The organism is Serratia marcescens subsp. marcescens ATCC 13880, assembly GCF_017299535.1.
Taxonomy (GTDB): domain Bacteria; phylum Pseudomonadota; class Gammaproteobacteria; order Enterobacterales; family Enterobacteriaceae; genus Serratia; species Serratia marcescens.
In genome coordinates this window covers 3,449,282-3,466,719 of record NZ_CP071238.1, presented here as the reverse complement: position 1 = coordinate 3,466,719, position 17,438 = coordinate 3,449,282, and the positions used below count along the sequence as shown (strand labels likewise).

19 protein-coding genes are annotated in these 17,438 nt (G+C 58.1%); 16 read left to right on the top strand and 3 right to left on the bottom strand.

Going from position 1 to position 17,438, the window contains the following annotated elements:
- Window positions 1–219 precede the first annotated feature (219 nt).
- The 16 genes from J0F90_RS16560 (at window position 220) to J0F90_RS16485 (ending at window position 14,501) form a co-directional block, all read left to right on the top strand.
- Complete coding sequence (locus tag J0F90_RS16560) at window positions 220–531, top strand: phage holin family protein (protein ID WP_028127738.1); 312 nt, start codon at window positions 220–222, stop codon at window positions 529–531.
- A complete protein-coding gene (locus J0F90_RS16555) occupies window positions 528–968 on the top strand; it encodes a lysozyme (RefSeq protein ID WP_016926943.1) in 441 nt (146 codons plus the stop codon). Before J0F90_RS16560 ends, J0F90_RS16555 begins: the two co-directional genes overlap by 4 nt.
- A gap of 56 nt (window positions 969–1,024) precedes the next feature.
- Window positions 1,025–1,414, top strand: coding sequence for a hypothetical protein (locus tag J0F90_RS16550; RefSeq protein WP_033639812.1), 390 nt, complete (start codon window positions 1,025–1,027; stop codon window positions 1,412–1,414).
- Window positions 1,411–1,803, top strand: a complete 393-nt coding sequence (locus J0F90_RS16545; RefSeq protein WP_033639813.1) for an HK97-gp10 family putative phage morphogenesis protein — start codon at window positions 1,411–1,413, stop codon at window positions 1,801–1,803. Before J0F90_RS16550 ends, J0F90_RS16545 begins: the two co-directional genes overlap by 4 nt.
- A 41-nt stretch (window positions 1,804–1,844) precedes the next feature.
- The gene (locus J0F90_RS16540; protein ID WP_016926946.1) at window positions 1,845–2,300 is read left to right on the top strand and encodes a major tail shaft subunit; all 456 of its coding nucleotides are present in this window, start codon (window positions 1,845–1,847) and stop codon (window positions 2,298–2,300) included.
- A gap of 116 nt (window positions 2,301–2,416) precedes the next feature.
- Window positions 2,417–2,782, top strand: coding sequence for a phage tail protein (locus J0F90_RS16535; RefSeq protein WP_016926947.1), 366 nt, complete (start codon window positions 2,417–2,419; stop codon window positions 2,780–2,782).
- 17 nt (window positions 2,783–2,799) lie between these two features.
- Window positions 2,800–3,021 (top strand): hypothetical protein, encoded by a 222-nt coding sequence (locus J0F90_RS16530; protein WP_004935830.1) that lies wholly within the window; start codon window positions 2,800–2,802, stop codon window positions 3,019–3,021.
- Entirely contained in the window at window positions 3,014–5,305 is a 2,292-nt protein-coding gene (locus tag J0F90_RS16525; RefSeq protein ID WP_033639814.1) for a phage tail tape measure protein, read from the top strand. Before J0F90_RS16530 ends, J0F90_RS16525 begins: the two co-directional genes overlap by 8 nt.
- The gene (locus tag J0F90_RS16520; RefSeq protein ID WP_033639815.1) at window positions 5,305–5,643 is read left to right on the top strand and encodes a phage tail protein; all 339 of its coding nucleotides are present in this window, start codon (window positions 5,305–5,307) and stop codon (window positions 5,641–5,643) included. The genes J0F90_RS16525 and J0F90_RS16520 overlap by 1 nt, the downstream gene beginning before the upstream one ends.
- A 9-nt stretch (window positions 5,644–5,652) precedes the next feature.
- Complete coding sequence (locus J0F90_RS16515; protein ID WP_033639816.1) at window positions 5,653–6,405, top strand: phage minor tail protein L; 753 nt, start codon at window positions 5,653–5,655, stop codon at window positions 6,403–6,405.
- A 9-nt stretch (window positions 6,406–6,414) separates the two neighbouring features.
- Entirely contained in the window at window positions 6,415–7,119 is a 705-nt protein-coding gene (locus J0F90_RS16510) for a C40 family peptidase (protein WP_033639817.1), read from the top strand.
- Window positions 7,120–7,156: 37 nt separating this feature from the next.
- A complete protein-coding gene (locus tag J0F90_RS16505; RefSeq protein ID WP_072009657.1) occupies window positions 7,157–7,495 on the top strand; it encodes a hypothetical protein in 339 nt (112 codons plus the stop codon).
- 40 nt (window positions 7,496–7,535) lie between these two features.
- Window positions 7,536–8,153 carry a tail assembly protein gene (locus J0F90_RS16500; protein ID WP_033639818.1) on the top strand — a complete coding sequence of 206 codons (618 nt, stop codon included), beginning with the start codon at window positions 7,536–7,538 and terminating at the stop codon, window positions 8,151–8,153.
- Window positions 8,154–8,206: 53 nt separating this feature from the next.
- Window positions 8,207–11,794 (top strand): TipJ family phage tail tip protein, encoded by a 3,588-nt coding sequence (locus J0F90_RS16495; RefSeq protein WP_033639820.1) that lies wholly within the window; start codon window positions 8,207–8,209, stop codon window positions 11,792–11,794.
- Between the two features lie 50 nt (window positions 11,795–11,844).
- On the top strand, window positions 11,845–13,002 hold the full coding sequence (locus J0F90_RS16490; RefSeq protein ID WP_033639821.1) for a tail fiber domain-containing protein: 1,158 nt from the start codon (window positions 11,845–11,847) through the stop codon (window positions 13,000–13,002).
- Window positions 12,999–14,501: a phage tail fiber protein gene (locus J0F90_RS16485; protein ID WP_072009658.1), complete on the top strand. Its 1,503-nt coding sequence runs from the start codon at window positions 12,999–13,001 to the stop codon at window positions 14,499–14,501. Before J0F90_RS16490 ends, J0F90_RS16485 begins: the two co-directional genes overlap by 4 nt.
- Before the next feature lie 154 nt (window positions 14,502–14,655).
- Here the strand turns inward: J0F90_RS16485 and J0F90_RS16480 are convergent, their stop codons facing one another.
- The 3 genes from J0F90_RS16480 to ttrS form a co-directional block, all read right to left on the bottom strand.
- On the bottom strand, window positions 14,656–14,898 hold the full coding sequence (locus J0F90_RS16480) for a DinI family protein (RefSeq protein ID WP_004935803.1): 243 nt from the start codon (window positions 14,896–14,898) through the stop codon (window positions 14,656–14,658).
- Between the two features lie 91 nt (window positions 14,899–14,989).
- Window positions 14,990–15,589 carry a tetrathionate respiration response regulator TtrR gene (ttrR, locus tag J0F90_RS16475; protein ID WP_016926956.1) on the bottom strand — a complete coding sequence of 200 codons (600 nt, stop codon included), beginning with the start codon at window positions 15,587–15,589 and terminating at the stop codon, window positions 14,990–14,992.
- Window positions 15,564–17,282: a tetrathionate respiration histidine kinase TtrS gene (gene ttrS, locus J0F90_RS16470; RefSeq protein WP_042706584.1), complete on the bottom strand. Its 1,719-nt coding sequence runs from the start codon at window positions 17,280–17,282 to the stop codon at window positions 15,564–15,566. The genes ttrR and ttrS overlap by 26 nt, the downstream gene beginning before the upstream one ends.
- Window positions 17,283–17,438 lie beyond the last annotated feature (156 nt).

The following is a 17,438-nucleotide window of genomic DNA, read 5'->3' as shown; positions in this document are numbered from 1 at the left end:
GTCGTTGAATGATCACGGCGGGAGGCTAATCCTTCTCCTTTATAAAACGGCGTAATCCTTATTTATCTGCTCAGGTTGAGCAGAACGGATAAGCCATTTTCGACAGTGTAAATGGCCGCTTATTTAAATGGAACAGGAATGACGGAGAGGGGCGCCGCATTTAGCCGCTCTTTTCCATGACTCCCGACGATCGGGCTATGCCCCGGTAAGGGGAGGATGATGATTATGCCTTGGAAAAATGAACCAAACATCCTTTCAATGCTGCTTGCTTTCGGCATGACGCTGCTGGGGGCGATCGCCAGCTATTCCTTCAAGGTTTTGAACGGCGAAACCTTTAGCTGGAGGACGCTGTTTTTGCAGCTGTTTGTCTCTATTTTCGCCGGCTTGACCATGGTGATGATTGCGCTGCATTACGACTGGCCTTCGGAGGTGATGGGCGGCGTATGCGGCATGGCGGGGTGGTCGGGAGCATCGCTGATCAAGGCATTGGAACGCCGATTTCTCAATAAAGCGTCAGGAGGAAACCAATGAAGATAAGTGACGATGGCATGGCGCTGATTAAGCGTTTCGAAGGCCTGCGTTTGCAGGCTTATCAGGACTCGGTCGGCGTTTGGACCATCGGCTACGGGTGGACTCAACCGGTAGCGGGACGAAAAGTTGGGGCCGGCATGGCGATCGATGTCGCAACGGCCGAGCGTTTGCTGGTGTGCGGTGTCGCCCAATTCGAACGGGGCGTCGAACGGCTGGTGGCGGTGACGATCACGCAGGGGCAGTTCGATGCGCTGGTGAGCTTCGCCTATAACCTGGGCCTGCGCGCGCTGGAGAACTCGACGCTGCTGCGCCGGCTGAACGCCGGCGATCGGCAGGGGGCGGCCGACCAGTTCGGCCGATGGGTGAATGCGGGCGGTGTGCGGCTCGATGGGCTGGTTGCCCGGCGTGCGGCGGAACGCGCGCTGTTCCTTACCTGATGCCTGAATGCGTCTGTAAAACGATTCCCCCTCAAAACGACGGAGACCTTGCCCAAATGATTGAAGATGAAATCCAACGCTCGCTGGCCGCGCTAACCCATCTGGCGGTTCATCCGCTGATCTTGCCGGATCCTCAGCAAGAAGGCGTGACCTATCAGAAGATCAGCGATCTGAAAGTGAACACCGGTCTGGTTGACAGTTCGCTGGTGCAGAGCCGTTTTCAGATCGTGCTGTACGTGATCGACGATTACTCCCGGCTGATCGCTCTGGATAAGGCGGTTTTGAACGCCTGGGAGGGGGGGCGGCATGGCCATATCGGCGAATGGCCGGTACAGGCGGTTACGCGCAGCACCCTTTTGCAGAGCGCCACGCCCTTGGCGGATAACCGCGTTCAGTATCGGATGGCGCGTGATTACCTCATTACCCATTCCGAGGTGGCGGCGTGATCGCCATAAACGTTTCCGGCATGGCGGAATTGACTCGCCGCTTGGAAGCGATTCGGCGCGAGGTCGCCAGTCACATTCTGCCGGAGGCCGGCCACGCCGCGCTGGCGCCGCTACTTAGCACGATGCGGCAGTGTGCCGAGCGGGGGGCGTCAAACAGCGAACCCTCGCTGAGCGCCGGCATCGCGATACGCCCGGCCGTTACCGGATGGAACGCGGTGACGTTGCGTGTCGGCCCCAGTAAACAGCATTACCACAGAGCTCTGGCGCAGGAGTACGGCACGGCAACGCAAGCCGCCGCCCCGTTTATTCGCCCTGCGCTGGATCACCATAAGCACCAAGTGTTACGCATCCTGGCGGCTAAGGTCCGCTATGGCATCGAAAACCGGTAGCGACCGCTACCATCCTTCATCAAAAAAGAGAGAGAAAAACTATGGCTGATAAAACCTCGCCAGAATACGCCATGCTGCCTGCCGGCACTATCGTCAAATGGGGCACCGTTGGGGCTGCGCCGACGGCCATGAAGGCGCTGACCAACTGTAAAGCGGTAGGTGAAATGGGGCAAACCGGCGGTTTTGTCGATTGCACCACGCTGCTGGATACCGCCAAGCAGTTTATTTCCGACCTGCCGGAAGGCGCGGAGAAGTCCATCGGTTTCATCGACGATCCGTCCAACGCCGATTTCGCGGCGCTGCTGAATGCGGCGGACAAGCGCGAAACGGTGCAGTTCTACGTCGAGCTGCCAAATGGCCGCACCTCCACCTCCATCCTGTCGCTGTCCGGCTGGAAAATGAATGAGATCACCGCCCCGGCGAGCGAAGTCATTCAGATTACCGTCCAGGGCAAGCAAAACAGTAACACCTGGGGCTCGGTCACCCCGAAAGTGTGACCCATTGGCGGTTCGCCGCGGGTTAACGCCTGAAGGCGAACGCTTCCGCCGCGGGCCATGTGGCCTGCGGCAACCTGCTTATTACAGAGTAAACCGAATTGAACAAGGAAAAACCGATGAGTGAGAAATACGATCTGAAAGCGCTGAAAGCGGCGCTGCTGAAATCCGACGATCACGTGATTGAAACGCAGATCTTTGGCGCCAAAGCCTTTATCCGTCGCCTGAAAGCCGCGGAACTGCAGGAAAACGAAGACGGCATGAAGGCCGCCATCGACAGCGGTGACATGAACAAAGCCGCGCAGCTCAACGTGCAGCTTCTGCTGTCTTGCCTGATGACGCCGGACGGCAAACGCATCCCGGCCGGCGCCTTGCCGAGCGTAGACGATCTGCTGGCGGCGCACGACAACCCGACGCTGGTCGAAGCCATCGGCGCCGTCAAGCGGCATGCGGTCGGCAGCCTGGAGGAAGCGGAAAAAAACTGACTGACTCGCCCTGGCTGATGTTGGTGTTCCAACTGGCCGATCGCTGGGGTGAGTCGGATCCTCGCAAGATCGCCGCGATGCCGGCGCACATCCTGAATCACTGGCGGGCATATTTCAAACTGCAAGGCATGACGGCCGATGCGGCGGAAAGTGCCCCCGTTCATCAATCCGGTCAGCCCGCGCAAAGCAGTATTGATATGCAGTGTGCTGACGTTATGCGAGTGCTGGGAAATGGCTGATACCGCACAGTTGGTCGTCGGGTTGCAACTGAATGACACCAACTTTAAAAACAAACTGACGGCGGCTTACCGTACCGCCGGGGAACAATCCGCCAAATTTAACCGCCAGGCTCAGCAGGACGCGAAGAAGACCGACGAGTCGTATCAACGCATCGGTGGCACGCTTGGCGGCCTGGCGGGGAAACTGGCGGGGCTGGCCGGCGTTGAATTGTCGCTGCAGGGCCTCGCCGCCACCTCGCGCCAGTATGGACAGGCGCTCACCGAACTCGCGTCCATCACCGTCGCCGCGACGGCGCAGATGAAACAGTTGGACGACGCGGCCCGCCAGGCGAGCAGCGCTTCCGGCGAAGGTGGCAGCCGGGCGGAGGAGATGCTGAAACTGGCCGGTGGCCTGAATGACAGCGCGGCGGCCTGGCGCGATCAGGCGGCGGCGGCGCGCGGGGCGGCTCAGGCGACATCGGGCGTCGGCGCGGCGTCTCGCGTCGCCAACGTCGCGCTGGGTGTGCTTGGCGGCCCGATCGGTGTCGCCATCCAGGCGGGATTGGCGATGCTGTACTTCCATGAGCAAAACCAATTGGCCCGTCAATCGGCTTTGGCATTGAAAGATGCGGCGGTCGAGACGGCCGAAGATCTCAGCAAGCTCTCCAAGGCAAAGCTCGCCGTCAAAATTGATACCTTCGACGATCAGCTAAAGACGCTCAGTGAGGAAAAAGCCAAGATCGAAAACCAACTGGCGCGCAGGAGCGATATCCGAATTGCTGGCTTAGAGCGGCGAAGCAAAGGGTTGTTGGGATTCCTCTATTCTGATCCCAAAGAGGTGAAGAAAGAACGCAACGCCTTGCAAGCGCAGTTGGAAGATGTCATTAAGGGCGAGAAAGCGATCCGGCTTAGGCGAAGCAATGCCGTTAATGCACAGAATGGCAATGATAGCCATGTTGAGACCAAACCTGTTAAGCCTAAGAGCCATCAAACTAGCGCTCCTCCTGTCGGTCGTATTTTAAACGATAACGGTAAGCAGCAGGCTCTTGATCAGTACCAACAGCTGCGTCAGGAAATCGAGCAGGCGCATCTGAGCAGCCTCGACAAAATCACCCAGGATGAACAAAGCGCACAGGCCAAGCTGGCGTCAGCGGCCAAGGCGGCCGGTGCCGGGCAGGCCGATGTGCAGCGTGCGATGGCGCTGAACGCCGAGAAGTACCAGCGGCAGCGGCAACAGCTCGCTGAACAATACGCGCCAGGGCAGGCGGCGGTGCGTAAAGAGCAAGAGGTCGGCAAGGCGCTGAAGGCGTTGTATGACGGGCGGCTGTTGACCGAGCGCGAGTACCACACCGCCAGCCGGATGCAGCAGCAAGAAATGACGCGCCAGCGGCTGAAGGCCGAAACCGACGCGCTCGCCGCGCCGGGTATGAACATTGCCGGTGATGTGGACCCTGTCGCTCGGCTTAACAACCAATTGGTGCAGCAGCAGGCGCAATACCAGGCCTACTACCAGCAAGGCTTGCTGGATAAACAGCGCTATGAACAGCTGATGCAGGCGTCGACGCAAGAATCGTCGGACGCTCAGTATCAGCAGGCGCTGAGTCTGTTCGGCGGGCAGAGCCGCGTGCACAAGATGGCGCTGGGGCTGGTGGACATGACGCGGGAACGGACCTCCGGCATGATGTTCGATCTGCTGACCGGGACGCAAAACTTTAAGCAAAGCATGCTCGGTTTGATGACCTCCATGACGCAGTCCATCATTCAGCAACTGATCGATCTGGCGATGCAGGCGCTGTTAACCAGAACCTTTCTCTCTACCTTTATGAACATCGGCGGCGGTTTGCTGGGCGGGGCGGCAAGCGCCGGCGCGGGCGCGGCCGGTTCAGGCGCGATGGGCATGCCGACCGGTTGGCAAGGCTATGTCCCCAACGCCAAGGGCGGCGTATACGCCTCGCCTTCGCTGAGCGCATTCAGCGGCCAGATCGTCAGCAATCCCACGTTGTTCGCGTTCGCCAGAGGCGCCGGCTTGATGGGCGAAGCCGGGCCGGAGGCCATCATGCCGCTCAAACGCGGCGCGGACGGTTCGCTCGGCGTGCGGGCGATCGGCGGCGGCCCGCAGCCTTCGGCGGCGCCGACTGTCTACATCACCATCGAGAACGGCGGCAACGTCAGTTCGCAGGCCGATCCGGGATGGGGCGAGTTCGGTAAACGGATGGGCAATATCGCCGCGCAGGAAAGCCAGAAGGTGATCAACCGTAACCTGATGCCGGGCCAGCCGATTTGGAAAGCAATCAAGGGGATGTAATGGGCATTCAGACATTTGAATTTCCGGCGCGCGTCAACGCCGCCGGCGATACGCGCTTTCGCGTCAGAAAGGCGCAGTTCGGCGACGGCTATGCGCAGGTCTCCGGCGACGGCATTAACCCGATCGTGCGCTCCTGGGATCTGACCTTTGTCGGCAAGTATGACTACATCACGCCGATCATCGTCTTTCTGGAAAACCATCACGGGGTGAAGTCCTTTCAATGGACGCCACCGACGCAGGTTCCCGGCCTTTACCGCTGCGAGGGCTATAAGCCGGTCGCCATGGGCGGGGATAACTATTCATTGACGGCCACGTTTACCGAGGCCTTTCACGTTTAACCGGGGGAGATGATGCTGAATTCAGATTTGCAAAAGCTGGAGCCGGGCAACCGCATCCGCCTGATTGAGGTGGATGGCACCCGGTTTGGCGCCGATATTCTGCGCTTTCATTGCGATACCCTGCCGTTTACGCCGCAAGAGCTGGCCGCCGCCGGCGGTGATGAAAGCAAACTGCCGGCGAAATCGGTCTGGTGGCAGGGGCTGGAGTACGGCCCGTGGCCGTTTAGCGTTGAAGGGCTGGAGATTTCCGCCGACAGCCAGGGCAACGCGCCCAAGCTGTCGGTCGCAAATATCAACGGCCTGATCAGCGCGCTCTGCCTGCAGTTTGAGGACATGGCGCAGGCCAAGGTGCGGATCCACGACACGCTGGTGCACTACCTTGACGCCCGCAACTTCCCGCAAGGGAACTCTTCGGCCGATCCGCTGCAGGAAAAGCTGCAGGTGTTCTACATCGATCGCAAGGCGACAGAAAGCGACGAAGCGGTGGAGTTCGAACTCTCGAGTCCGGCTGACCTGCGGGGATTGCGCATCCCGACCCGGCAAATCCACAGCCTGTGCACCTGGTGCTCGCGCGGCGGCTATCGCACCGGCAAGGGCTGCGATTACGCCGGTAGCCGTTACTTTGACGACAAGGGCAACCCGGTGGATGACCCGAGCCAGGATCGCTGCGGCGGGCTGTTGAGCGACTGCCAGAAACGCTTTGGCGAGCACGAACCGCTGCCGTTTGGCGGCTTCCCGGGCGCGGCGTTAATCCGGCAGTAGGGGGCGAGTATGAAAGAAAAAACCGCGGCGGCCATTATGGCGCACGCCAAGGCCGAGTACCCGCGCGAATGCTGCGGCGTGGTGGCGCAAAAATCCCGCGTGGAGCGCTATTTCCCGTGTCGCAACCTGGCGGACAACCCCACCGAGCAGTTTCATCTGGCGCCGGAAGACTACGTGGCCGCCGCCGAATGGGGCACCATCACCCTCATTGTGCACAGCCACCCGGACGCCACCACGCAGCCGAGTGAGCTGGACAAGGCGCAGTGCGACGCGATGGAGTTGCCCTGGGCGATAGCCAGCTGGCCGGAGGGGGATTTGCGCACCATTTTGCCGCGCGGCGAACTGCCGCTGGTGGGTCGCCAGTTCGTGTTGGGGCATACCGACTGTTGGGGGCTGGTCATGAGCTATTTCCGCCAGGAGCACGGCATAACGCTCCAGGATTACCGCGTTGATTACCCGTGGTGGGAGCGGGGTGAAAACCGCTATCTGGAAAACTGGCATGCCTGCGGCTTTCGCGAGTTCGATGGCCCGCCGCACCCAGGCGACATGGCGATCATGCAGGTTTCGGCGCCGGTGGCCAACCACGCCGGCATTCTGCTGGCAGATGGCCTGTTGCTGCACCATATGTACGGCATGCTCAGCCAGCGGGTGCCTTACGGCGGTTATTGGAAGGAGCGAACGGTGAAGGTGTTGCGCCACAAAGCCCTGATGTGATGCTATCATTCCACTTTTCAGCTTAAGGAAAAGGGTAATGAAAAAGGTTTTATTAATCACGGCAATCCTTGTGTCTGGGTGCTCTTCAATGAGTGAAATGCGCAGCTCACCTCCGGCAGAATCATTTGTCTCAAAAAAGGATGCTAAATCTATTTCTGAATGCATTTTATTTGGATATCAAGAGAGTAGCTTTAGATACGGTGATGTTTATATTCAGCCATATAGTAATGGATACACAATATTATCCCCGTCTAATATTGAGATTACGGATGTTTTCAATGTGAATGGGGAGTCAAAAATCGAATATAGATATCAAGGGATGATGATGAGCCATCGCATAAATAATAGGCTGAATAAAATAAAACACTGTCTTTAACATAACCCACCTGAAGGTGGGTTTTTTATAGGGTCTCTGTATGTCCTTCTCTGAAGCACCACTAAGAACTGTAAGGTTTCACGGCCCTATGGTTAAAATCTTTGGGCCTAAATTTGACTATCGCGCTCACAATGTACCAAAAGCAATTGATGCTATGAAAAATCTATTAGATGGATTTGAACGGTATATGCTTGAGGCTCATAAAAGAGGATTAACCTTCGCCATCTTTGTCGGAAAGCGAAATATAGGGCAGTCTGAGCTTGAGCTAACCAAAGGAACAGACGATATTCATCTTGTACCCGTTATTATTGGGAGCAAGCGTGCTGGGCTATTTCAAACTATTCTTGGGGTAGCATTAATTGGAGCTGCAATGCTTATTGGTGGACCAGTAGGCATGGGAGTATTTAGTGCTGGTGGGTTGACAGGTGGGGTTGCATTAACTGGTGCCGCAATGGCCCTCGGCGGCATCCTCCAAATGCTCTCCCCGCAAATGGGCGGGCTGCGCATGCGGCAAGGCCCGGAAAATAAACCGAGCTATGCCTTTGGCGGGCCGGTCAACACCACGGCGCAGGGCAACCCCGTCGGCGTGCTGTACGGCACGCGTGAAATTGGCGGGGCGATTATCTCCGCAGGTATTTATACCGAAGACCAGCAATAACGACATCCATTTGAACAGACAGCCGCAATAGCGGCTTTTTTTATGGGCGAAATATGGCACAGAACATGATCCGTGGGCGAAAAGGCGGCGGCGGTGGCGGCCACACGCCGGTAGAATCGCCGGACAGCATTCAGTCGATCGCCAGAGCGAAGATGCTGTTCGCATTAGGCGAAGGAGAATTTGCCGGCGGGCTGGATGGCACAAACATTTTTGTTGACGGTACGCCGGTGCTGAGCAGCGACGGCACGGAAAACTTTCCCGGTTTCCGCTGGGAGTTCCGCCCTGGTTCGCAGGCGCAGGAATATATCCAGGGCATTCCCGCCGTTGAAAATGAGATCTCGGTCGGCAGCGAACTGAAAAGCGGTGCGCCGTGGGTGCGCTCCGTCTCTAACCTGCAACTTTCCGCTGTTCGACTGCGCCTGGGGTGGCCCATGCTGCAAAAGCAGGCGGACAACGGTGACGTCAACGGCTATCGCATCGAGTACGCCATCGACGTGGCGACCGACGGCGGCAGTTACCAGGAGGTGTTAACGGCGGCGATTGACGATAAAACCACCTCGCTGTATGAACGCTCGCACCGCATCAATTTGCCGAAGGCCACCACGGGATGGCAACTGCGCGTGCGCCGGTTGACGCCTAACGCCAACAGCGCCCGGATCGCCGACCGGATGAACATCGAGGCGCTGACCGAAATCATCGACGCCAAGCTGCGCTATCCCAACACTGCGCTGCTTTACGTGGAGTTCGACTCGAAGCAGTTCCCCAACATCCCGAAGATCAGCTGCAAACCGCGCGGCCGCCTGATCCGCGTGCCGGACAATTACGATCCGCAAACGCGCAGCTATACCGGCATCTGGAGCGGCGGCTTTAAGTGGGCCTACAGCGATAACCCGGCGTGGGTGTTTTACGACATTATTTTGGCCGAGCGCTTTGGCCTGGGCGATCGCATCGACGCCTCCCAGGTCTCCGAGTCCGAACTGTACCGCATCGCGCAGTATTGCGATCAGCTGGTGCCGGACGGGCGCGGCGGCGAGGGCATGGAGCCGCGCTTCACCTGCAACGTTTATTTGCAGTCGCGGGAAGAGGCCTGGACGGTGCTGAGCGATTTGGCCGGCATCTTCCGCGGCATGACCTATTGGGGGCAAAACCAAATGGTCGCCCTGGCGGACATGCCGCGCGATATGGACTTCACCTACACCCGCGCCAACGTGATCGACGGCAAGTTTACCTACTCGTCCGCCAGCGAACGCACCCGCTACAGCACCGCGATGGTCAGCTGGTCCGATCCGGGCAACCATTACGCTGATGCGATAGAGGCGGTATTCGACAGCGATCTGGTGCGCCGCTACGACGTGAACCAGACCGAACTGACGGCCATCGGCTGCACCACGCCGAGCGAAGCGAACCGCCGCGGCCGCTGGGCGCTATTGACCAACAGCAAGGATCGTACGGTCAGCTTCTCCGTGGGGCTGGACGGCATGATCCCCATGCCGGGGCATATCGTCGGCGTGGCGGACCAGATGCTGGCCGGACGAGTGATTGGCGGGCGCCTCAGCGGCGTGGCCGGACGTAAACTGACGCTGGACAGGAAGCCGGGCGCCAAAGCCGGCGATCGTCTTATCGTTAACCTGCCTTCAGGTAAAGCGCAGGCGCGCACCGTGCAGGCGGTGAATGATCGCGTAGTGACCGTCACCACGGCCTACAGCGAGACGCCGGCGCCGGAAGCGGCCTGGTCCATCGACGCGGACGATCTGGCGGTGCAGCTTTACCGCGTGGTGGGTATCGCCGATAACGGCGACAACACCTATACCGTCAACGCGGCGGAACACGATCCGAACAAGTACGCCCGTATCGATACCGGCGCGCGTATCGACGATCGTCCGATCTCCATCATTCCGCCCGGCGTGCAGGCGCCGCCGAAAAACATCACCATCGACAGCTACTCCTCGGTGAGCCAGGGCATCGCCATTACCACCCTGCGCGCCGCCTGGGGCGCGGTTGAAAATGCCATCGCCTATGAGGCGGAATGGCGCAAAGATAACGGCAACTGGGTGTCGGTGCCGCGCACCTCGGCGCTCGGCTTTGAAGTGCCGGGGATTTACGCCGGTCGTTATCGGGTGCGGGTGCGGGCCATCAACGCCAGTGACGTATCGTCTATCTGGGCGACGTCGATGGAAACTTACCTCAAGGGCAAAGAGGGCAAGCCACCGATGCCGGTCGGCTTCAAGACATCGCCTTTGCTGTGGGGCATCCAGCTCGACTGGGCGTTCCCTGGCGGCGCTGAAGATACGCTGAAAACCGAAATTCAGTATGCGGACAACGCGGCCGGGAATAATGCGATGCTGCTGGCCGATATCCCGTACCCGCTGCACACCCACGCCATGACCGGGTTGAAGGCGGGGCAAGAGTTTTGGTTCCGCGCGCGGCTGCAAGACCGCACCGGCAATCAGGGCGACTGGACAGGCTGGACCGCCGGGCAGGCGAACGCGGACGCCGGCGATTATCTCGAGAACATCGGCGACGATCTCCTCACCGCGAAAGATGGCGATCGGCTGGTGGGCGATATCGACACCAACATCGACGCCATCTTGCAGAATGCGCTGGCCAACAATGCGACGGTGGATCACCAGTGGGCGCAGTATGGCACGGTGCGCGCCGATATCATGGTGGTGAAAACCACCATCGCGGAGGTCGATCGCGGGCTGGCCGAGATGAAAACCCAGGTGCAGGCGCAGATTGACGACGTCGCGGCGGTGCTTGAAGACAAACTGACGGCGACGGTAGACGCCGACGGCGCCACGGCCATCCATACGCTGAAAGCGGGCGTGCGGGTGAACGGCACCTTCTATAACGCCGGCATGTCGATCGCGGTATTGGCGGAAAACGGCAGGCCGGTCACCACCCGCGTCGGCTTTAACGCCAACCAGTTCGTGCTGATGAGCGGCAACAACAGTAATCAGTATTCGCCGTTTGCCGTGGTGGATGGGCAGGTGTTTATTAGCGATGCGTTTATTCGCAATGGCACCATCGATAGCGCAAAGATCGCACAGCATATCCAGTCTTCTAATTGGGTAAGTGGGCAGCGTGGCTGGGCGATAAATAAAGATGGCGGGGCACAATTCAATAACATTAGCGCCCGTGGAGCGATATATGCCGACACTGGTGAGTTTAAAAATGGCGTGATTGGCAATTGCCGGATCCTTGAGAGTTGCTCCATTGAGGGAAAACTTTCCGCTGCTAATATCGAGGGCGCGATCATGGATGGCTCGATGTTAAGCTGGACGGGTCATAATACTAATGCGAGTCGGTTATTACGCTTTGGTGGTAATAATGTTATTCCCGTTCGTGTCTTTGGACAGATTCAAATTAAAAGAAGTGGACGAGGCTATCCTCACGGTTATGGCGGGGTTAGGCAAAACACAACCGGCGGAGGCTATATGCCAGAGGTTTCCGTTAGTTCCAGTTCTGGTAGCGGGCAACCTTCAGTATCCATCGTTTATATCGATACATTAATTGGAAAGTCTTCGACTGCCTTTTGGCAGCTTGCCTCAGGAGAGCTTGACCAAGGACAATCGCACTCAACGACTTTTATTGTGAACATCTTTGCCACTCCGCAATATACAGCCTTTGGGCTGGAGTAACCATCATCTCCGTAACGAGGTTTTTATCAGGCTAATTCAGGAGGATATTTATGCCAGCAGGCACTCTCACCCTAACAAATAATTCCACAATAGTAAAAGGTACCGGAACGGCCTTTAATACCGAGCTGAAAGCCGGTGATCTCATCGTGAGCGTGGTCGGCGGCGTTACCTATACGCTACCGGTGAAAACCGTTGATAGCGCCACTCAGGCGACTTTGATTAAAGCCTATGACGGCCCAACACAGTCGGGCGCGGCATGGTATGCCGTACCGCGCGATGCGATGAATGCTATCACCGCCCAACTGGCCGCTGAGACGGCCAAAGCCCTGCGTGGGCTGAACCTCGATAAAGAGAACTGGCAGCAGGTCTTCAGCAATACCGGAAATATTACCGTTAAGTTGCCGGATGGCAGCATCTATAGCGGCCAGGCTTGGAATAATATTTCAGCTTCACTCAATAATAAGTTAGACAAGACGATTAGCGCTGCCCAGGAAATTAAAGGTTCACTGTCTTTACAGGGTTCTTTGGTGACAGGGCAAACGGCAAACCTTGACGTGGGGGGATATTCACGCTTCCGTAAGTCAACGACATTTGATGATACAATTTTTTCTCCTAAAGGACTCATTGCTGATGGGGGAAATAATGAATCCCCCTCAGTCATCTGTCATCGCACATCGACTGCCATGGCTGGGCAAGTCACAGGAGGGACTTTTCTATCAACGCTGAAGCAAAACGGTTTGAAAACCGCGATGGTCATGGCGTTACGTCGCGAGATTGGCATTGAAGACTATGGGTATATTTCATATCAGGACTATGCCGGGAATTGGCATGAGGCTCGCTGGTTGGCTAGCGGGAACATTAATAACATGACAGGAAGTTGGGTGACCGGGTCCGATCGTCGAATCAAAACTGACATTGAAGTTATTAATGATCCTATTTCCCTTGTTCGAGGCTTGAAGCTTTATTCTTTCAATCGTGATGGCAAGCCACAGATAGGTGGAATTGCTCAGGAAATTGAAAAGACGATGCCGTTATTAATTAGTGATGGCGGATCTATCACATTAAAAGATGGTAGAAATATCGAAAAAGTAAAATCCGTCGATTATTCAACGCTGGGATATGTGGCCCTGGCCGCATTGAATCAGGCTCTGGATAGAATCGATCGCCAGGATGAATTAATCAAAGAACTTATGGAGAAAGTACAATGACATTAATCAGCGGCGTATTAAAAGGCCCTTACGGCGATCCTCGCTCCGGCGTAACCATTACCCTGCGCGCAGTCAGAACCTCGTCAACGGTTCTGAGCTTGGCTAAATCACAATCAGTGACGGATGATAGCGGTAAATATTCCCTACCCGTGGAGCCGGGCGCTTACGAGGTCATCATTTCGGTGTATGGCGCGCAACCGGAGCGGGTGGGGGCTATTGAGGTTTATAACGATTCGCTGCCCGGCACGCTCAATGATTTCCTGCGTCGGCCAGGGGAAAGCAATATCACGCCGGAGATTGTGCAAACTGTCGATCGACTGCGTGCAGAGGCTGCTTTGTCCGCTGACAAATCAGCAGCATCAGCAGCAGCGGCAAAAGTCAGCGAGCAGAATGCAGCCGAAAATAGCAAAGTCGTTATCGCCGCAGGTTTTGCATCTGGCCCAGTTCATACGGCTGATATTTTTTCTACAGATAATAAGTCAAGCCTTCGCCGCTATACCACTGCTACAGCCAACAGGCCTGGCGGCGCGGCAGGCGGCGTAATGGTTTTACCCGTTGATGGTGGGCCGTCGAGTGCGTATTTTGCAACATCGGTTGAACGGAAAGCTTGGGTCGGTAGTTCAACCCCCGCAGCCGCTTCAACCATTTCTTGGTCTCGATTATTCAGCACGACAGATCTCCCAGGGGTGGCCGACATTTCAGACTTGAAATATTGGGGATTAACGAAAGGCGTGTCAGCAGCTTCCAAAGGAAACTTCAATGCGCAAATGCAAAGCCGGCGTGGTTATGTGAGCACGGATCCCATTGGCAACCCCTTCAAAGACGTTGGCACATATTTCCTCGATACGCGCTCATGGGCGGTGACGCAGGCGGGAACCGACGACAGCTATCGAACGGTGCAAACCTGTTACGGCTATGGCGTGAGTGCTACGCAGACGGGAAAAATTGCCGTGCGCAGCTGGAATGGCACCGCGTTTACCCCCTGGGTTTGGATGTGGTCGGAAGCCAACACCACGGTTGACGGCAACGGTTTTATCAAGAAAGCCTCGCCGATCGCGAGATTGTCCGCGGCGCCCGAGCATATGCAGGCTGACTATCTGGACGGCTGCTTTGCGCTGGCCGGCTGTGTCGCCGTTAACGGTGAGGCGACAGGGGTGAGCGCAGAGCGAATCTCCACCGGCGTTTATCAGTTGAGTGGTTCGTTGGGGTTGGCAAAGGAGGGCTGGACCATCGAAGTACCGCAGGACGTGAACGGCAACCGCCTGTGCTTTGTAGAAACCGCCACCGACAGCGACGGCGTTATTACGGTGAAAATCAGCAAACGCCGTTTTGACATCGATACCGCGACGGTCGTGGCCGGCGAAGCGATGGATATTCCTGAAGGGCGCTGGATCGATCTGCGCCTCGCCATGCCGGCGCGTGAAGAGGTGGAAGTGTTGCCGCCGGACGCGCTGGTATCAAACGATGACGTGTCATCGGAAACCAACGCGGTTTCATAAATAAAGTGGATGCCAGGTAAAATGCCGGTGCAGTAGGTTATTGGCCGCCTATTGCATCGGCGCCGGCATTATCACCGAGAGGCTCGGGCAAACACGCTGCCCGTTCTGCCCGGCAAGGTTCCCGCTGAGTGGGAGTCAATAGCGTTGCTGCCCGTCAAATATCAGTGACCAGCCACTGATCCGCTTCTTCGAACATCTCTTCCAACATTCGGTTCAGCTTCTCACGATCGCTTTTGCTGGCGTCGGAGTTCAGGCCGTTGGCCTGCATCGGTTTTACGCGCACGTCAGCTTCCGGAAACAGCGCATGCACGCGTTTTTCCAGCTCGTTGCGAATAATCTCGGCGGCGTTGGGCAGCCCAGCGACGTTGCGTTTGTCGTACACCAATTCTACAAACATGACTCACCTGTAAATACTGATTTAATGTACAGTATTCTGGCCTGAGGAAGACCGGTTGGCAAGAGGGCGCGCGGAATTTTGCCTGATGCGATCATTCTTGCGCGGCGTGCGGTAAAACCTGCAGCTGAATCACCAATTCCGCCAGGCTGGCGGCCTGCATTTTCTCCATCACTTTCGCCCGGTGAACCTCTACGGTGCGCAGGGCGATATTCAACCGTTCCGCCATTTCTCTGTTCATCATGCCTCGCACCACCAACTGCGCGATGTCGCGTTCTTTCGGCGTGAGCGTGCGGTAACGGCCGCAAGTTTCATGGCGTCGCCAGGCTTTGGCCGAGACTTGCTGCGCCCGTTCGAGGGCGGCGATCAGCGGTTCAGCGGCGATCGGTTTTTGCAGGAAATCCACCGCGCCGTACTTCATCTGCTCCACCGCCATCGGCACGTCGCCATGGCCGGACAGGAACACCACCGCCAGCGTGCTGCCACGGCGGCGCAGCTCAGCGTAGGCCTGATGCCCATCGAGTATCGGCATCCGCATGTCCAGCAAGACGATCCCGGTCTGAAACAGATCGGCCTGCGCCAAAAAGCCGGCGCTGTCATTCCAGCATTGCACGTCGTGGCCGAGGCTGGTCAGCAAAAAATGGCAGGCGTCGGTGACGGCGACGTCATCATCCACCAGATGAATTAGCGACATGGTTTTCCTCATCATTCAATATGAAATGCAGGGTTACGCACAGCCCCTTGCGGCTGTCGGGGGCGAGGCGGTTAGCCAGCAGGATCTCGCCGCCGCCATAGCGGGCCAGGCGCCGGCAAATGGCCAACCCCAGCCCCATGCCGCCGGCTTTGGTGGTGTTGAAGGGACGAAAAGCCTGTTCCAGCCCGGCCGCACTCATCCCACCCGCGTTGTCCTGCAGATGCAACTCGATCGCCCGTTCGCGCTCGTCGGCGGAAAGCCAGACGGCGTTGGCCCCGGCCTGCGCCGCATTCAGCAGCAGGTTCGCCAGCAGCTGTTCCAGCAGCGCCGGCGGCAGGGTTAGCGTCAGCGAAGGTGGCACATTGTTGAACAACGTCAGGTCGGGATAGCGCTGCGTCAGGCGCAGCAGTGTCCACACCCGCTCGGCGGTTTCGCTCACCGCGATGGGGCGCCAGCTCGCTCTGTCTCCCTTCTCGCTGGGGGACTGGACCCACTGGCGCAGGTTATGAATCGTCTCGCCGCCGCGCTGCGCCTGCCGGTCGATATTTTCCAGCGGCGTCAGCAGCGGGTGCCTGGCGTCCGTTTTGCGCAGTTGGATCAGGCACCCCTGCGCATAGTGGCGAATAGCCGCCAGCGGTTGATTGAGCTCGTGTGCGAAGCCGGAGGCCATTTCCCCCAATACGTTCAGCTGTCTGGCATTCTCCAGCGCCTGCTCCTGTCGCCGCAGTTGCTCTCCGGCATGAAGCAACTGCCGCCCGCGCCGGCGTACCAGCAGCGCGATCCAGATATGGTTGACGATCAACAGCGCCAGCATCGCCAGCGACAGGCCGACGGCCGTCTGATGCTGGATCAGCCAGCTCTTGATATCCAGCCACAGCCGCCGCTGTTCCGGGTGTTGGTTGACGGCGCGCAGCAAGGCTTCCACCTCGCTGGTCGAGGCCGGGGCGCCCCACAGGAAGGGAGATTGCGGTGGGGCGGTCAGCAAGGCTTTTGCCACCGCATCCACCAGAGAGTTATCCAGACCGGGCAGGGCGGCGAACGACCAGTTGGGGTAAAGCGGCGTGCTGGTGACGCAGGGAACCGATATGGGCCGTTGCAACAGCGGGCGAAAATCCGCCGGGTTGATCAGGCCTTCCCGATCCATTTTCTCCAGCAGACAGACGGGAACGATGGCGGCCTGAATGGCGCGCTCGCGCAGCAGATAGAGCAGGGCATCGGCAGGGAAACCGGTAAAGCGCAGGTGAAAATCGCGCTCGGGCCGTATGCCGGCGTCGCTGAGCGCCTTATAACCGGTCAGATAGCCGCCGAAGGCCTGCGGATCGATGGCGCCCACCGTTTTGCCCATCAGCGCCTGCGGCGTCGTAATGCCGCTGTCGCGCCGCACCAAAATCACGCTGCCGATGATGTTGCCCGTTGCCCGATCGCCGTTGGCGGCGCGCAACGACGCCAGCCAGCGCAGATGATAGTGGCTGTTCAACTGCACGAACTGCGCCGGATTAGTGACCACGAACTGCACGCTGCCCCGATTGACCGCTTCGCGCATCTGCGCCAGATCGAGCGGCTGCAGGCGGAAGCGTTCACCGCCGACGCTGCCGTTGAGACTGTCGATCAGCGGCTGCCAGTCACGCGCGGTCGCCGCATCGCCGCGCATCGCCAGCACGCCGACCGACCACTCTCCCGCCTGTGCCGCCATACCCCAGCCGAGACTGAACAGCAGTAATAACACGACCCTCACAGCCCCTCCTGATGGGCAATCTGCCTGCCGTCACTTGTTTTAGATCAACGTTAGGTTCGGTATGTGGTTAACCACAATAGAGCTGAGCCCAATGTCATTTTTACACTGTAAATC